The following is a 15,005-nucleotide window of genomic DNA, read 5'->3' as shown; positions in this document are numbered from 1 at the left end:
GTGGAGGACCCCAAGGGATTCTGGGTGGACCCCGCGCAGCTGGAGGAGTGCCGGCAACGTCTGGCCCAGGTGCGGTACCGGACCGCGGAGCTGCTCAAGGTCGCCGAACAGGCCGATCCGGAGTGGTACATCTGGGGAGCGCTGGGCATCAACATGGCCGCCGCGTACTGGAACGGCTGCGGCCGGGACCTGTACCGCCAACTGGAGATGATGGCCGAGGGTATCCAGGGCCGTGTGCAGGCCATCGACGCCACCGGCAAGGCCTACGTGGACGCGGACCGGGGCATCGCCGACGCGCTCGGGAGCGTCCGCAAGCTGCTCGGGGAGGAGGGGAAGTGACCTCTCCGGAGGCGAACGACAGCGACGTGACCAATGACGACCCCGATGGCGCGTGGACGCTGACCCTGGGCGACGACGGCACGCCGGGCAATATCGGCCGTTACGAGTTCCTGCGGTTCGACCCCAAGTCGGATATCCCGTTCCTCTCGGATTCAGCGCGGATCGGGGAAGTGCTCGGCAAGTTCGGTGGCGAGGAGCAGACGGATCTGGCCGAGCTGTTCACGTTGATCGGCGGCCTGGGGAACAGCGTCTTCGAGGTCGCGATCGATCCGTTGAACGCGCTGCTCAGCGCCGGCCTCGGTTTCCTGATCGACGTGGTGCAGCCCGTGGAGGACCTGCTCGGTCTGGTCACGGGCAACGCCGAGCGGATGGGCACGGAGATCGCCCGTTGGGAACGGGTCGGAAAGGCGTTGGTTCCGCTTGCGGCCGAGGTCCGCGCGAGTGGAAATGAGAGTTTGCTCGGCTGGCAGGGCAAGACGGGCGAGGAGGCCAGGCAACGGCTCGGTGCCTTCGCCGACGGCATGCGTGCGGTGGCCACGGACATCAAACTGATCGAGGTCTGTCTACTGCTGGCGAAGGCCGTGATGGAGATCGCGCAGGCGTTCCTGATCGGCCTACTCGCGACGTGGGTCGAGTGGCTGATCATCACGTGGGTGATGGCGCTGGCCACCGCGCCGGAGACCGCTGGCGCTTCCGTGAACCTGGCGGCCGTCGCCACCGAGATCGAGGGGACGGTGGTGCTCAGCAGGGGCGTCGTCTTCCTTGATCGGGTGGTGCCCGTGCTCAACCGGCTGCAGCGATTCTTCAACAAGTATGAGCCGGACAAGATGCCGGGGATACGCGACGGGTTCCGGCCGCCGGCGGGTCAGCGGACTCCGGGGGACGTGGCACGGGAGTACTCGGCGAGCGAGGACACCTGGATGCCGGCAGGGGTGAAGGCCGCCGGGGGCGTGGCCAGTGTCGGGGTGCGCTATCAGGACTGGCTCGACGACCCGCACCGGCGGGACCAGGCCGACATCGAACGCTACCTGGACAAGGACAGATGACGTCTGGGCGTACCGCGAAAGTTGTAGGCCGGCACGAAACGTCAACCCTGTGCCGGACGCCACCGGCGCCCCACCTCGGTAGCGTTCCCGGTGTCCACACTAGAGACGAGGCGGGCCGGACATGACAACGCGCCTGCTCCTGATCATCGGGGGCGTGCCCGTGGCCCTGGTCGCGGGCACGACGGTGACCAAGCCCGCGGCCCGGGACGCCGCGGGGGAACGGCGGGACCGGCCGGCGGTGACGGGGAGGGACGGGGCCCCGGGTGGGGCGACGGATCCGTCCGGCCGGCCGACGCTGACCGACCGGATGACCGTCCAGGCCGACCGGACGACCGTCCCGGCCGGTCACCGGATGGCAAGCTGGCGGAATGACCATTGTTTTCCGTACCGAGCGGCTGGTCGTCCGGCCGTGGGACGAGTCCGACGCGGACCGTCTGTTCGACATGTACGCGCGGATGGAGGTCGTCCGGTTCCTCGGTGCCACTCCGCAGGTGATGACGGAGCCTGAGCAGGCGCTGCGGACGGTGGCCCGCTGGCGGGAGCGGTCGGCGGATCCCCGGTTCGGAATCTGGGCGGTGGAGCGTCCGGACGGGGTGGTGGCGGGCACGGTGCTGCTGGTGCCGCTGCCGGACGGGGACGGCGAGGTGGAGGTGGGCTGGCACTTCCATCCGGACTCGTGGGGACACGGGTACGCGACGGAGGCCGCCCGGGGCGCGATCGACAAGGGGTTCGCGGAGGGGTTGGACGAGATCCTGGCGGTGGTGCATCCGCCGAACACGGCCTCGTTGCGGCTGTGTGAGCGGCTGGGCATGACCCCGCAGGGGCTGACGGACCGGTGGTACGGGGTCGAACTCGAGTCGTTCCGGATCACCCGGTCCTGACGGGCAGGGCGGCGGTGCGGGTGTTGGTTGGGAGCCCCCGGCACCGCCGCCCCCGGACCGGCCGCGGACCGCCCCCGGACCGGCCGCGTGCCGCCGCGACGGGGCGACCCGGGCTGACCGGGAAGACATAGGCACAGGGGCAGACAACCGCTGTCCCGGCCGGATGCCGACTCCGGCCCCCGTGCGCGGGTCGCCGCACCTCGGGCGGCCTTCCACTGACAGGGCGGGCGGCCGGCACCCGCCGCCCGGGAACGTTCCCGGCCGGATGCCGACCCCGGCCCCGACCGACCCCCGGCCCCCCGACCGACCCCCGGCCCCAAGCCACCCCGCAGACCGCGCACCCCGCGCCTTCACAGGTCCGCCACGGCACCGCCACAACCACCCCCCGACCGGTCGGGGACAATATCCGGGTGACGCGCACCCTCGTACTTCTCGGCTCCACCGGTTCGGTGGGCACCCAGGCCATTGACGTCGTGCGGCAGCACCCGGACAGGTTCCGGGTGGTGGGGCTCGGCGCGGGTGGCGGCAACGTGGCGCTGCTGGCCGAGCAGGCGCTCAGCCTCGGGGTCGAGATCGTCGCGGTGGCCAACTCCACGGCCGTGCAGGATCTCCAGTTGGCCTTCTACGCGGAGGCGCAGAGGCGGGGCTACGCGACCGGGGACTTCCGGATCCCGAAGATCATCGCGGGGCCGGAGTCGATGGCGGAGCTCGCGGAGTACCCGTGTGATGTGGTGTTGAACGCTGTCACCGGGTCCATCGGGCTCAAGCCGACCCTCGCGGCGCTGAAGGCCGGCCGCACCCTGGCGTTGGCCAACAAGGAGTCCCTGGTCGCCGGCGGGGCATTGGTGAAAAAATTGGCCCAACCCGGTCAAATCGTGCCGGTGGACAGCGAGCACTCTGCCCTGACGCAATGCCTGAGGTCGGGTACGGAGCGTGAGGTTCGTCGCCTGATCGTCACGGCGAGCGGCGGCCCGTTCCGGGGGCGGTCCCGGGAGTCGCTGAAGGGCGTGACGCTGGAGGAGGCGATGGCGCACCCGACCTGGGACATGGGGCCGGTGATCACGATCAACTCGGCGACCCTGGTCAACAAGGCCCTGGAGGTGATCGAGGCGCACGAGCTGTACGGCACGCCGTACGCCGATATCGCCGTCGTGGTGCACCCGCAGTCGGTGATCCACTCGATGGTCGAGTTCGTGGACGGGTCGACGATCGCGCAGGCCAGCCCGCCGGACATGCGGCTGCCGATCGCGCTGGCCCTGGGCTGGCCGGACCGGGTGCCGGAGGCCGCGCGCGCCGTGGACTGGACCCGCGCGCACACCTGGGAGTTCGCGCCGCTGGACGACGAGGTGTTCCCGGCGGTGGCGCTCGCGAAGGCCGCCGGTACCGAGGGCCGCTGCCGTCCGGCGATCTTCAACGCGGCGAACGAGGAGTGCGTGGAGGCGTTCCGGGTCGGCCGGCTGCCGTTCCTGGGGATCGTGGACACCATCGCGCGGGTGCTCGACGACGCGCCCGACTACGCTGAGCCAGGTACCGTCGAAGAGGTGCTCGCCGCGGAGGCGTGGGCTCGCGCTCGCGCTCGCGAGCTGGCCGGGACGTACTAGAGAGGGATTTCATGGTGCAGGCGCTCGGGGTGATCTTGTTCGCCCTCGGCATTTTCGTCTCGGTTTGTCTGCATGAGGCCGGACATATGTGGACGGCCAAGCGGTTCGGGATGAAGGTCACCCGGTATTTCGCCGGCTTCGGCCCGACGCTGTTCTCCTTCCGTCGGGGTGAGACCGAGTACGGGCTCAAGGCCATCCCGCTGGGTGGTTTTGTGAAGATCGTCGGAATGACGCCCCAGGAGGAGGAAGAGGAGGAGCTGAGCGAGGCGGACCAGAAGCGGGTCATGTGGCGCAAGCCGTTGTGGCAGCGCACGATCGTCCTGTCCGCGGGCTCCGCCGTGCACTTCGTCCTGGCCTTCGTGATCATGTGGATCGCCGCCATGTTCGTGGGTCTGCCGAACGCGGCCTTCGCGCAGGCGTACGAGGACCAGACGAAGTACTCCCGGATCACCGTCATGCCGTGTGTCGTCGTCGCCAACGAGCAGCGCACCTGCAACGCGACCGACCCGAAGTCCCCGGCCCAGGAGGCCGGCCTGCGCAGCGGCGACACGATCACCAAGGTGAACGACAAGGCCGTCGCCAACTACCTCGAACTGGTCACGGCGATCCGCGCCGCCCCGGCCGGCCCCGCCACGCTCACGGTCACCGCCGACGGCGCCGAGCGCACCGTCACGGCGAACCTGGTGGCCGTCCAGCGCGCGTCGCTCACCGTGAAGGACAAGACGGAGACGGTGTCGGCGCTGGGCGTGTCCACGTACATGCCGCCCGGGGTGCCCACCACGGTGACGTACGGCCCGGTCGACGGGGTCGGCGCCGCCGGCAGCTTCTACGTGGACACTCTCGGCAACACGTTCACGGCGCTGAAGAAGTTCCCCGAGAAGGTCCCGAAGCTCTGGGACGCCCTGACCGGCTCCGAGCGCGACCCGGAGACCCCGATCAGCGTGGTCGGCGCGAGCCGGATCGGCGGCGAACTCGCGGATCGCGGCCTCTGGTCCGTGTTCCTTTGGCTCCTTGCGTCGTTGAACATATTTGTGGGCATCTTCAACCTGCTACCCCTGCTCCCGCTCGACGGGGGCCACATCGCGGTCGCCTGGTTCGAGCGGGTCCGGTCCTGGTTCGCCGCCCGACGCGGTCGCCCGGATCCGGGCCGCGTCGACTACGCCAAGCTGATGCCGGTCACCTACGTGGTCATCATCGTCTTCGGCGCGTTCACCCTGTTGACGGTGGGCGCTGACATCTTCAACCCGATCACCCTGAAGTAGTGGAAGAACAGTGACCTCGATCAGCCTTGGTATGCCCCCCATGCCGTTACCGGCTCTCGCCGAGCGGCGCGTCTCCCGTCGACTGATGGTCGGTGACGTGCCGGTCGGTGGCGGCGCGCCGGTCAGCGTGCAGTCGATGACGACGACCCTCACCTCCGATGTGAACGCCACGCTCCAGCAGATCGCGGAGCTGACCGCGTCGGGTTGCCAGATCGTCCGGGTGGCCGTGCCGTCCCAGGACGATGTGGAGGCCCTGCCGGCGATCGCGCGCAAGTCCAACATCCCGGTGATCGCGGACATCCACTTCCAGCCGAAGTACGTGTTCGCGGCGATCGACGCCGGGTGCGCGGCGGTCCGGGTGAACCCGGGCAACATCCGCCAGTTCGACGACAAGGTGGGCGAGATCGCCAAGGCGGCCGGCGACGCGGGGATCCCGATCCGGATCGGCGTGAACGCGGGCTCGCTGGACAAGCGCCTGCTGGAGAAGTACGGCAAGGCCACCGCCGAGGCGCTCGTGGAGAGTGCCCTGTGGGAGTGCTCGCTGTTCGAGGAGCACGGTTTCCGCGACATCAAGATCTCGGTCAAGCACAACGACCCGGTCGTGATGATCCGCGCGTACCGGCAGCTCGCGCAGCAGTGCGACTACCCGCTGCACCTGGGTGTGACCGAGGCGGGCCCGATGTTCCAGGGCACGATCAAGTCCGCGGTCGCGTTCGGCGCGCTGCTGGCCGAGGGGATCGGCGACACGATCCGGGTGTCGCTGTCCGCGCCGCCGGTCGAGGAGATCAAGGTCGGCAACCAGATCCTGGAGTCCCTGGGGCTGCGGGAGCGGGGCCTGGAGATCGTGTCGTGCCCGTCGTGCGGGCGCGCGCAGGTCGACGTGTACAAGCTGGCCGAGGAGGTCACCGCCGGGCTCGAGGGCCTGCCGGTGCCGCTGCGGGTGGCCGTGATGGGCTGTGTCGTCAACGGTCCCGGCGAGGCCCGCGAGGCCGACCTGGGTGTGGCCTCCGGCAACGGCAAGGGCCAGATCTTCGTCAAGGGCCAGGTCATCAAGACCGTGCCGGAGTCGCAGATCGTGGAGACCCTGATCGAGGAGGCGCTGCGCCTCGCCGAGGAGATGGGCGCCGAACTCCCCGAGGAGCTGCGCGGCCTGGCCTCGACGGTGACGGTGCACTAGAGCTTCGAGGCCGGCGCCCGTCCCGTGTTCACGCGGGGCGGGCGCCGCTGTCTCCACACCCGAAAAACCTTTGATGGTTACGAGTGGGCCACCGGCCCGGTCCGGGACGACCACTGCCCAGCCAGGTCACCGGCCCGGATGTCCCCGGCCCCACGCGGCCCCGCCCAGCCCGGCGCCCCTCACCCTGGCCCGATCCGGCCCGGCCCAGCCAAGTTCCTGCCCCAGCCCTGATACAGCCCCGCCCAGCCTGGCGACCCCTGCCCCCGGCCACACCTACACCCCGACCGCCGCCAGCGGCCGAGTCCGCACCCCCCACCGCACCACCGCCGGATAGACCACCCCGGCCGCCCCGAACAACGCCCCCATCCCCACCCACCCGAACCGTCCCCCGGACGCCACCAGCACCGCCAGCAACGGCGGCGTCACCATGTTCCCGAACTGCCGCCCCATTGCGTACGTGCCCTGGTACTGCCCCTGCGCCCAGTCCGGCGCCAGCCCGAACACCACGCTGAACGTGGCCGTCGACAGCCACAGCTCCCCGAGCACGTGCACCCCGGACGCCACGACGACGAGCACCGCCACAGCCCACACGGGCAACCCGGCGGTGAGCCCGTACAGCACGCAGGCCACGCCGACGACCATCGCCCCGCGCCGCCCGATCCGCGCGGCGTCCCGGATCCCGTCGACCCCGCGGCTGGCCCACACCTGCAACGTCACGCACCCGACGGTGTTGACCAACAGCGCGACGGTCACCAGCCACAGTGGCGCGTGCCGCTGGGTGGCCAGCCACAGGGGCAACCCCAGACTGATGATCTCGTTGTACGCGCTGGCCATGAACCCGTCGATCGCCGTGAACACCAGGAACGGCCGGTCCCGCAGCGCGACCATCCGGGGCCCGTCGGCGGGGACCGGCAGTACGGGCACCCGCGCGGCCCGGGACAGGATCGCGGCGGCCAGCACGAAGGTGCAGGCGTTCCCGAGCAGCATCGCGACGTACGCGGCCCGGATGTCCAGCAGCAGCGGGATCCCGCCGACCAGGGTGCCGAGCGCGATCCCGCCGTTGTTGACGGACCGGACGAAGGCGCGCAGTTCGAGCCGCTGGTCGGGTGGCACGGCCCCGGCGATCATGGCGCCGGCCGCGCCCTTGACGGTGGCCTCACCGACCGCGATCAGGCAGGCGAGGACGACGAAGGACCAGAAGCCGGTGACGAGGACCATGCCGGCGTACACGAGGGCGCAGGCCAGCAGGGCGCCGATCTGGGTGCCCTTGGGGCCGACCCGGTCGGCGACGTAGCCCAGGGGCGCGCTGAGCACGGTGCCGAGGACCGCCGCGATGCTCAGCCCGACCCCGAGCTGGACGGGGGTGAGCCCGACGGAGCGGGTGAGGAACAGGACGCTGCACGACAGGTACGCCCCGTTCCCGAAGGTGTTGACCAGGGTGGCGAGGGTGATGATCCGGGCGGTTCCCGGGGGCGGCAGCAGTCGGTTCAGCACGGCCCGATCAAACAGTACGAACGTACGGTTTGAAAAGGAGTTGTGATCCATGGCACGCTAGCGGGCGTGTTGACGTCCACGTTGCCCGTGCGGCTTCTCGGCGAGAGCGACCGCGCGGACGTGTTGCGCCTCCTGGCCCGGTCCCCGATCGCCGCCGCGCAGCTCGCGGAACGCATCGAGGCGTACGGGGTCTCCGCCTGGCGCACCGGAGGCCAGCTCCTCGGCCACGGCCCCCGGGGCCAGCTGGAGGGCGTGTGCTGGCGCGGCGCCAACGTCATCCCGATCGGGGTCTCGACCCACTTCGCCGACGTGCTGGCGGCCGACCGGCGGGGCGTGGGCTCCATCGCCGGCCCGGCGGACACGGTGCTCGACCTCTGGCGGCGGCTGGAGCCGGTGTGGGGCCCGGCGCGCATGACCCGGCCCGACCAACCACTCCTCGTGACGGGCGGCCCGTCGGCCGTGGTCCCGGAGTCGCGGGTGCGGCTGGTCCGCAGGCGGGAGCTGTCCCTGCTCTACCCGGCCTCGGTGGCCATGTACACCGAGGAACTGGGCGTGCCGCCGATCGAGGACGAGTACCAGCGAAGGGTCTCCGCTCTGATCCGCGCCCGGCGCGCCTACGCGTGGATCGAGGGCGGGGAGGTGCTGTTCAAGGCCGAGTTGGCCGTCGTGTCCCGGCACACCGCGCAGTTGCAGGGCGTGTGGGTCGCGCCGGAGCACCGGGGGCGGGGGATCGGCGCGGCGTGCCTGGCGACCGTGATCGAGGACGGCCTGCGCCGGCTCGCCCCGACCGTCAGTCTGTACGTGAACGACTTCAACGCGGCCGCCCGGCGTGTTTACGCTAAGTGCGGATTCCGGCAGGTCGGTACGTTCGCGACGATCTTGTTCTAGGGCGAACATGCGTTGCCCGCAACATGAATGAATCGGCCGATCGGCCGCAACTCGTGATTTCCCTCACGCAGCTCGCTACTGTATGTAACGACAGCACTCCTAACGAGTAATGAGGTGACGCTGCCATGGGGAGGATCGTCAAACAGATCTCCGAGAACACCACGAAGTACTACTGGTATCCCGGGGACAAGAAGGATTGGATCAGGGCCGGCATAGCCCTCGGTGCGGGTGCGGCGGTCTTCGCCGTGGCCCGGTTGTTCACCGACGGGCCACTGTGGGGCGCCGTGCTCGGAGCGTCCGCGACCCTTGCCGTGGCCGGTTTCAACTTCGGGCGTCGCGACGCCCGGGCCCTGCACACGTTCCCGGACGTGGCGGCGGCCCGACGCGCTGCGATGGTCGACACGGGGCGAGCCGCCTGGCGGGCGCTCGTCGAGGGGTTCGGCGCGGCGGCCGCCGCGGTGTTGATCGTCAACATCCCGCGGACCGGCTTCGCGTACAACTGGTTGCTTCCGATCGTGCCGGCCATCATCGGCGCGCTCGGCCACCAGGCGGGCATGCTCTACGAGCGCTTGCAGCAGACGGCCGCCGCCGAGGCCGCCGCGACCAAGGAGGCGAAGCCGGTTCCGGCCCCGCCCGCCGCGGCCGCACCGGCACCGGAACCGGCCGCCGTGAGCTGAGCACGGGGACTGTCGGCCCCGGGGTCTAGATTGGGACCATGGGGAAGACGTACGAGAGCATCGACGCTGGGCTGCGGGAGTTCATCGCGGCCCAGCCGCTCTTTTTCACCGCCACCGCGCCGACCGGCCCCGACGGGCATGTCAACGTGTCACCGAAGGGCATGGCGGGCTGCTTCGCGGTCCTTCCCGAAAACCCGGGGCCGGGCCTCGCGGAGGACGCGCCCGGCGCCCCGATCGGCCGGGTCGCCTACCTCGACTACACCGGCAGCGGCGCGGAGAGCATCGCCCACCTGCGGCAGAACGGCCGGATCACCATCATGTTCTGCGCCTTCGAGGGCAGACCCAAGATCCTCCGGTTGTACGGACGGGGCGCCCTCCACTACCCCGGCGACCCGGGCTTCACCGCCCTCCGGGGGTACTTCGACCGCGCCGAGGACCACGGCCTGCGCGCCATCGTCGAGGTCGCCGTGGACCGGGTCAGCTCCTCCTGCGGGTACGCGGTGCCGCTGATGGACTTCGTCGGCGACCGTGACCTGCTGGAGAGCTGGGCCGACAAGCGCACCCCCGAGAAGCTCGTGGACTACCGCACCGAACGCAACGCGGTCAGCATCGACGGCCTCCCCGGCTACCCGGTCCCCGCCGCCGACCGGCCCGACCCCGCCGACCCGCCGGCCCGCACCGGTCCCCCCGACTCCCCGGTCGCCGCCAGCGGACGGCCCGGCCCCGCGGAAGCGCCGGGCCCGAACGGCCCTCCGGGTGCCGCCGCGCCCGCCCCGTCGTCAGGGTCCGCCGCGTCCCGGGTGTCCGGATGAGGGCCCGCGCCGAGGAACTGCTCCGCCGGCTCGCCGGCCCGACGGCCGTCCTCCGCGACGACCAGTGGACCGCCATCGAGGCCCTGGTCGCCGACCGCCGCCGGGTGCTCCTCGTCCAGCGCACCGGCTTCGGCAAGTCCGCCGTCTACTTCGTGGCCACCGCTCTGCTCCGCGAGCAGGGCAGCGGCCCCACGGTGATCGTCTCGCCCCTGCTCGCCCTGATGCGCAACCAGGTCGACGCGGCGGCCACCGCCGGGATCCGGGCCGCCACCATCAACTCGGCGAACCTGGACGACTGGTCGGCCGTCGAGGCGGACATCCTCGCCGGGAACGTCGACGTGCTGCTGGTCAGCCCCGAGCGGCTCAACAACCCCGACTTCCGCGACCGGGTACTCCCCGTCCTCGCCGACTCCTGCGGCATGCTCGTCATCGACGAGGCGCACTGCGTCTCCGACTGGGGCCACGACTTCCGCCCCGACTACCGGCGGATCCGCACCTTCCTCGCGGGCCTGCGCCCCGGCGTCCCCGTGCTGGCCACCACCGCCACCGCCAACGAACGGGTCACGGCCGACGTGGCCGAACAACTCGCGGAACACCCGCCGGCCCCGGGCGGGGGTGCCACGGCGCGCACGGGATCCGGGGCGACCGGGCCGGCGCGAGCGGGGTCCGCCTCCGGAGGGTCGCTCCGCGCGGGGCCCGGATCCGCCGGGTCGGCACGCGGCCCGGCGGCAGGGGACTGGGACGACGCCTGGGCCAGCGCAGAACCCGAACTCTGGGACGAGTCCTCGCTGGCGGACGAAGCCGACTACGCCCAGCCCGACCAGCCCCGGCAGCCCGCCGCACGCCCGCCGGCCCCGACTGCGGCCTCACGCCGGCCGGCCCCGGGCGTCCCCGTGCCGGAGCCGGAGTCGCAGAGCATCGTCGACCAGCGCGGACCGTCCACTGGGCCGCTGGTCGTCGCGGGTTCCGACCGGAGCCCGGAGGCATGGGAAACGCCGGCGGAAGGCGGCCCGGCCGTGGCGCCGCAGGGCACGGCCGGCCGGTCAGGCACAGCCGACGGGTCGCTCACGGCGACGGGAACCGGATCCGGGGTGATGCCGGAGAACGCGGGTGCGACGCGGGGCACCCTCGTGCTGCGCGGCCCCCTCGACCGGGAGTCCCTCCGCCTCGGCGTGCTGCGGCTGACCGACGCCGCCGAGCGCCTCGCCTGGCTCGGCGAGCACCTGGCCCACCTGCCCGGCTCGGGCATCGTCTACACCCTGACCGTCGCCGCCACGGAGGAGGTGTCGGCCTACCTGCGCTCCTGCGGGTACGAGGTCGCCGCGTACTCCGGCAAGACCGACCAGGCCGAGCGGCTCGCCGCCGAGGAGGCGCTGCTCCGCAACAAGGTCAAGGCGCTGGTGGCGACCTCCGCCCTGGGCATGGGGTACGACAAGCCGGACCTCGGTTTCGTCGTGCACCTGGGCGCGCCCAGCTCGCCGATCTCCTACTACCAGCAGGTCGGCCGGGCCGGTCGCGCCGTCGAGCACGCCGAGGTGCTGCTCCTGCCGGGCCGCGAGGACGAGGCCATCTGGCGGTACTTCGCCTCCGTCGCCTTCCCCGCCGCCGACCAGGTCGCCGCGGTCCTGGCCGCGCTCGGTACGAGTCCGCTGTCCACCCAGGCGCTGGAGTCGCGCACCGAGCTGCGCCGTACCCGGCTGGAACTGCTCCTCAAGGTTCTCGACGTCGACGGCGCGGTCCGCCGGGTCAAGGGCGGCTGGGTCGGCACGGGCGAACCGTGGAGCTACGACGCGGAACGCTACGCCCGGGTGACCGCCGCCCGCGACGCCGAACAGCAGGCGATGCGCGACTACTGCGCCCTCCCGACCGGTACCGGCACCCTGCCGACCCAGCCCGCCGCGACCGCTGCCCCGGACGAACCCGCCCCTCCCGGGTTCGCGGCCCCGTCCCGCCCGGTCGGCAGCGGAACCGGCGGCACCTGTCGGATGGACTTCCTCCGGCGGCAGCTCGACGACCCGGGCGCCCGCCCGTGCGGCCGGTGCGACGGTTGCGCCGGCCCCTGGTATCCGCTGGACATCGCCCCCGCCTCCCGCGACCGGGCCCGCGCGTTCCTCGGCAAGCCCGGCGTCGAACTCGACCCGCGCAAGCTCTGGCCGACCGGCGCGCCGGCCAAGGGCAAGATCCCCGCCGGTGAACTGGCCGACTCCGGCCGCGCCGTGGGCCGGCTCTCCGACCTGGGCTGGGGTGCGCGGCTCCGCGAGGTGACCCGCGCCGACGGCCCGGTCCCGGACGACGTGTTCGCGGCCGTGATCGACGTCCTGAAGTCCTGGGGCTGGGAGCGGCGGCCCACCGCCGTGGTCGCGGTCCCGTCGCGGACCCGCCCCCAGCTCGTCTCCACGCTGACCCGGCGCCTGGCCACCGTCGGCCGGCTGACGGACCTGGGCGACCTGACCAGGATCGGCGGCGGCCCCCCGGGGGCGTACGCGGACGCGAACAGCGCGCACCGGCTCGGCGCGGTGTGGGGCGCGTTCGAGGTGCCACCGATGGACTTCGACGGCCCGGTGCTGCTCGTCGACGACTTCGTCGACTCGGGCTGGACGATGACCGTCGCGTCCCGCGCCCTCCGTCAGGCGGGCGCCCCGGCGGTCCTTCCCCTGGTCCTGGCGCTGTCCGGCTAGGACGAACCCCGAGGGGGCTCCACCGTGGGTGGCTGTTGGGTCTGGCTTCGAAGGGAGAAGAGCCTTTGACTCCCTTCGAACCCAGACCCAACAGCCCGGCACACAGGTCCGGAACGGTCCGTGGCGGTTCGGACTACCCCACAGCGAGTACACCGGGTTGCCGACGGCCCCCAGTACCCCGATGAAGGGGTCTATCTGAAGATGACCGTGCGATGCGCGTTGAGCAGGATCCGGTGCTCGACGTGCCACCGCACCGCCCGGGCCAGCGTCGTGCGCTCCAGGTCCCGCCCGATCGCGACCAGGTCCTCCGGCGTGTTGGTGTGGTCCACCCGGGCGACCTCCTGCTCGATGATCGGCCCCTCGTCGAGGTCCCCGGTGACGTAGTGCGCCGTCGCCCCGACGATCTTCACGCCCCGGTCATAGGCCTGGTGGTAGGGCCGCGCCCCCTTGAAACTGGGCAGGAAAGAGTGGTGGATGTTGATCGCCCGGCCGGACAGCGCCGTGCACAACCCGTCGGACAGGATCTGCATGTACCGGGCGAGCACCACCAGGTCCACCCGCTCGGACTCGACCAGCGCGAGGAGTCGGGCCTCGGCCTCGGCACGGGTCGCGGCGTTGATCGGGATGTGGTGGAACTTGGCGCCGTGGAAGGCGGAGAGCTGTTCGAGGTCGGGGTGGTTGCTGACGACGCCCACGATGTCGGCGCGCAGGTCGCCGTTCTCGACCCGGTAGAACAGGTCGCTGAGGCAGTGCGCGTAGCGGGACACCATGACCAGGATCCGGGGCCGGACGGCGAGGTCGTCGAACCGCCAGGTCATGTCGTAGGTCGCGGCGAGCGGCTCGAACCCGGCCCGGAGCGCTTCGACGGTGACGCCGGGGGCGGTGGTCCGCACCCGCATCAGGAACCGTCCGGTGGTCGGCTCGGCGAACTGGCGGCTGTCGACGATGTTGCCGCCGACCTCGTGCAGGTAGGCGGAGACGGCGTGCACGATCCCCGGTCGGTCGGGGCAGTCGAGCCGAAGGACGAAGTCACCCATCGCACCAGGTTAGTGGTCGGCCTCCGCCGCGCCGCCGTGCACCGCGCCGTCCCGGGGACTGGGAGAACCGCCCGCTCGGCCGACCCGCCGGGGAACCCGCCCACCGGGAAGCCCCGCCCACCCGCCGCGCCCGGGGCATCGCCCCACCCCCTCGGGCGTGGCGCGCGGCACCCGCCCACAGGTTCCCCCTCCAGCGGGCCCCCGGCACCGGATAGGCTCGACGCATGACCGTCCGCGCTCCCCTTGTCCCCGGTGTCCAGTCGCCCTGGCGGGCCGTCCCGTCGAACATCGTCCGTCCCGAGTACGTCGGCAAGAAGAAGCCGACCAGGATCGGCGAGGACGTCCAGACCCCCGAGATCATCGAGCGGATGCGGATCGCCGGCAGGCTCGCGGCGCAGGCCCTCGAGGTGGGCGGCCAGGCCGTCAAGTCGGGGGTGACGACGGACGAGATCGACCGGATCGTGCACGAGTTCCTCTGCGACCACGGGGCGTACCCGTCGACGTTGGGTTACAAGGGTTTCCCCAAGTCGTGCTGCACCTCGCTGAACGAGGTGATCTGCCACGGCATCCCCGACTCGACGGTGGTCGAGGACGGCGACATCGTCAACATCGACGTGACGGCGTACATCAACGGGGTGCACGGCGACACGAACGCGACGTTCTTCGCGGGTGAGCCGGCCGAGGAGGTCCGGCTGCTGGTGGAGCGGACCCGCGAGGCGACGATGCGCGGCATCAAGGCCGTGAAGCCGGGCCGTTCGCTGAACGTGGTGGGCCGGGTGATCGAGTCCTACGCGAAGCGGTTCGGCTACGGCGTGGTCCGCGACTTCACCGGCCACGGCATCGGCCAGACCTTCCATACGGGGCTGTATGTTCCGCACTACGACAACCCGCGCCTGGACACGGTGATCGAGGTGGGCATGACGTTCACCATCGAGCCGATGATCACGTTGGGCACGCACGACTACGACATCTGGGCCGACGAGTGGACGGTCGTGACGAAGGACCGGAAGTGGACGGCCCAGTTCGAGCACACGCTCGTGGTGACCGAGGCCGGCGCCGAGATCCTGACGGTCGCGTGAGCCACGCCCCCGGTCGCGTGCGATCCGCCGTCTC

At 71.5% G+C, this 15,005-nt stretch carries 13 protein-coding genes; 11 read left to right on the top strand and 2 right to left on the bottom strand.

Translation table 11 applies throughout. The features are described from left to right. Positions 1-24 precede the first annotated feature (24 nt). The 6 genes from PT931_RS12280 (at position 25) to ispG (ending at position 6,306) form a co-directional block, all read left to right on the top strand. Positions 25-339 carry a hypothetical protein gene (locus PT931_RS12280; protein WP_456245847.1) on the top strand — a complete coding sequence of 105 codons (315 nt, stop codon included), beginning with the start codon at positions 25-27 and terminating at the stop codon, positions 337-339. Continuing rightward, on the top strand, positions 336-1,385 hold the full coding sequence (locus PT931_RS12275) for a hypothetical protein (RefSeq protein WP_456245846.1): 1,050 nt from the start codon (positions 336-338) through the stop codon (positions 1,383-1,385). Before PT931_RS12280 ends, PT931_RS12275 begins: the two co-directional genes overlap by 4 nt. A gap of 368 nt (positions 1,386-1,753) precedes the next feature. Continuing rightward, complete coding sequence (locus tag PT931_RS12270) at positions 1,754-2,266, top strand: GNAT family N-acetyltransferase (protein WP_456245845.1); 513 nt, start codon at positions 1,754-1,756, stop codon at positions 2,264-2,266. A gap of 410 nt (positions 2,267-2,676) precedes the next feature. Beyond that, on the top strand, positions 2,677-3,867 hold the full coding sequence (gene dxr / locus PT931_RS12265; RefSeq protein WP_456245844.1) for a 1-deoxy-D-xylulose-5-phosphate reductoisomerase: 1,191 nt from the start codon (positions 2,677-2,679) through the stop codon (positions 3,865-3,867). Positions 3,868-3,878: 11 nt separating this feature from the next. Further along, positions 3,879-5,129 carry a M50 family metallopeptidase gene (locus tag PT931_RS12260; protein WP_456245843.1) on the top strand — a complete coding sequence of 417 codons (1,251 nt, stop codon included), beginning with the start codon at positions 3,879-3,881 and terminating at the stop codon, positions 5,127-5,129. Between the two features lie 10 nt (positions 5,130-5,139). After that, positions 5,140-6,306 carry a flavodoxin-dependent (E)-4-hydroxy-3-methylbut-2-enyl-diphosphate synthase gene (gene ispG, locus PT931_RS12255; protein WP_456245842.1) on the top strand — a complete coding sequence of 389 codons (1,167 nt, stop codon included), beginning with the start codon at positions 5,140-5,142 and terminating at the stop codon, positions 6,304-6,306. Positions 6,307-6,579: 273 nt separating this feature from the next. On the opposite strand, the gene PT931_RS12250 is transcribed toward ispG, so the two are convergent. Next, positions 6,580-7,800: an MFS transporter gene (locus PT931_RS12250; RefSeq protein WP_456245841.1), complete on the bottom strand. Its 1,221-nt coding sequence runs from the start codon at positions 7,798-7,800 to the stop codon at positions 6,580-6,582. 66 nt (positions 7,801-7,866) lie between these two features. Here PT931_RS12250 and PT931_RS12245 point away from each other — a divergent pair, with 66 nt between their 5' ends. The 4 genes from PT931_RS12245 (at position 7,867) to PT931_RS12230 (ending at position 12,855) form a co-directional block, all read left to right on the top strand. After that, a complete protein-coding gene (locus PT931_RS12245; protein WP_456245840.1) occupies positions 7,867-8,688 on the top strand; it encodes a GNAT family N-acetyltransferase in 822 nt (273 codons plus the stop codon). A gap of 125 nt (positions 8,689-8,813) precedes the next feature. Next, the gene (locus PT931_RS12240) at positions 8,814-9,365 is read left to right on the top strand and encodes a hypothetical protein (protein WP_363726634.1); all 552 of its coding nucleotides are present in this window, start codon (positions 8,814-8,816) and stop codon (positions 9,363-9,365) included. A 38-nt stretch (positions 9,366-9,403) separates the two neighbouring features. Then, complete coding sequence (locus tag PT931_RS12235; protein WP_456245839.1) at positions 9,404-10,177, top strand: pyridoxamine 5'-phosphate oxidase family protein; 774 nt, start codon at positions 9,404-9,406, stop codon at positions 10,175-10,177. Then, positions 10,174-12,855 (top strand): DEAD/DEAH box helicase, encoded by a 2,682-nt coding sequence (locus PT931_RS12230; RefSeq protein WP_456245838.1) that lies wholly within the window; start codon positions 10,174-10,176, stop codon positions 12,853-12,855. Before PT931_RS12235 ends, PT931_RS12230 begins: the two co-directional genes overlap by 4 nt. A gap of 191 nt (positions 12,856-13,046) precedes the next feature. Here the strand turns inward: PT931_RS12230 and purU are convergent, their stop codons facing one another. Then, positions 13,047-13,892 (bottom strand): formyltetrahydrofolate deformylase, encoded by an 846-nt coding sequence (gene purU / locus PT931_RS12225; protein WP_456245837.1) that lies wholly within the window; start codon positions 13,890-13,892, stop codon positions 13,047-13,049. Between the two features lie 224 nt (positions 13,893-14,116). Here purU and map point away from each other — a divergent pair, with 224 nt between their 5' ends. Further along, positions 14,117-14,971 carry a type I methionyl aminopeptidase gene (gene map, locus PT931_RS12220; protein WP_456245836.1) on the top strand — a complete coding sequence of 285 codons (855 nt, stop codon included), beginning with the start codon at positions 14,117-14,119 and terminating at the stop codon, positions 14,969-14,971. The last annotated feature ends 34 nt before the right edge of the window (positions 14,972-15,005 follow it).

This window comes from Longispora urticae (assembly GCF_053902585.1).
Note: the sequence above shows the minus strand (reverse complement) of the source record. Positions and strands in the feature narration are given on the sequence as shown.

Excerpts from the sequence above, each read along its gene's own strand:
- PT931_RS12235 (WP_456245839.1), top strand. The coding sequence starts at position 9,404 with ATGGGGAAGACGTACGAGAGCATCGACGCTGGGCTGCGGGAGTTCATC.
- PT931_RS12260 (WP_456245843.1), top strand. The coding sequence starts at position 3,879 with ATGGTGCAGGCGCTCGGGGTGATCTTGTTCGCCCTCGGCATTTTCGTC.
- purU (WP_456245837.1), bottom strand. The coding sequence starts at position 13,892 with ATGGGTGACTTCGTCCTTCGGCTCGACTGCCCCGACCGACCGGGGATC.
- map (WP_456245836.1), top strand. The coding sequence starts at position 14,117 with ATGACCGTCCGCGCTCCCCTTGTCCCCGGTGTCCAGTCGCCCTGGCGG.
- PT931_RS12240 (WP_363726634.1), top strand. The coding sequence starts at position 8,814 with ATGGGGAGGATCGTCAAACAGATCTCCGAGAACACCACGAAGTACTAC.
- PT931_RS12230 (WP_456245838.1), top strand. The coding sequence starts at position 10,174 with ATGAGGGCCCGCGCCGAGGAACTGCTCCGCCGGCTCGCCGGCCCGACG.
- PT931_RS12270 (WP_456245845.1), top strand. The coding sequence starts at position 1,754 with ATGACCATTGTTTTCCGTACCGAGCGGCTGGTCGTCCGGCCGTGGGAC.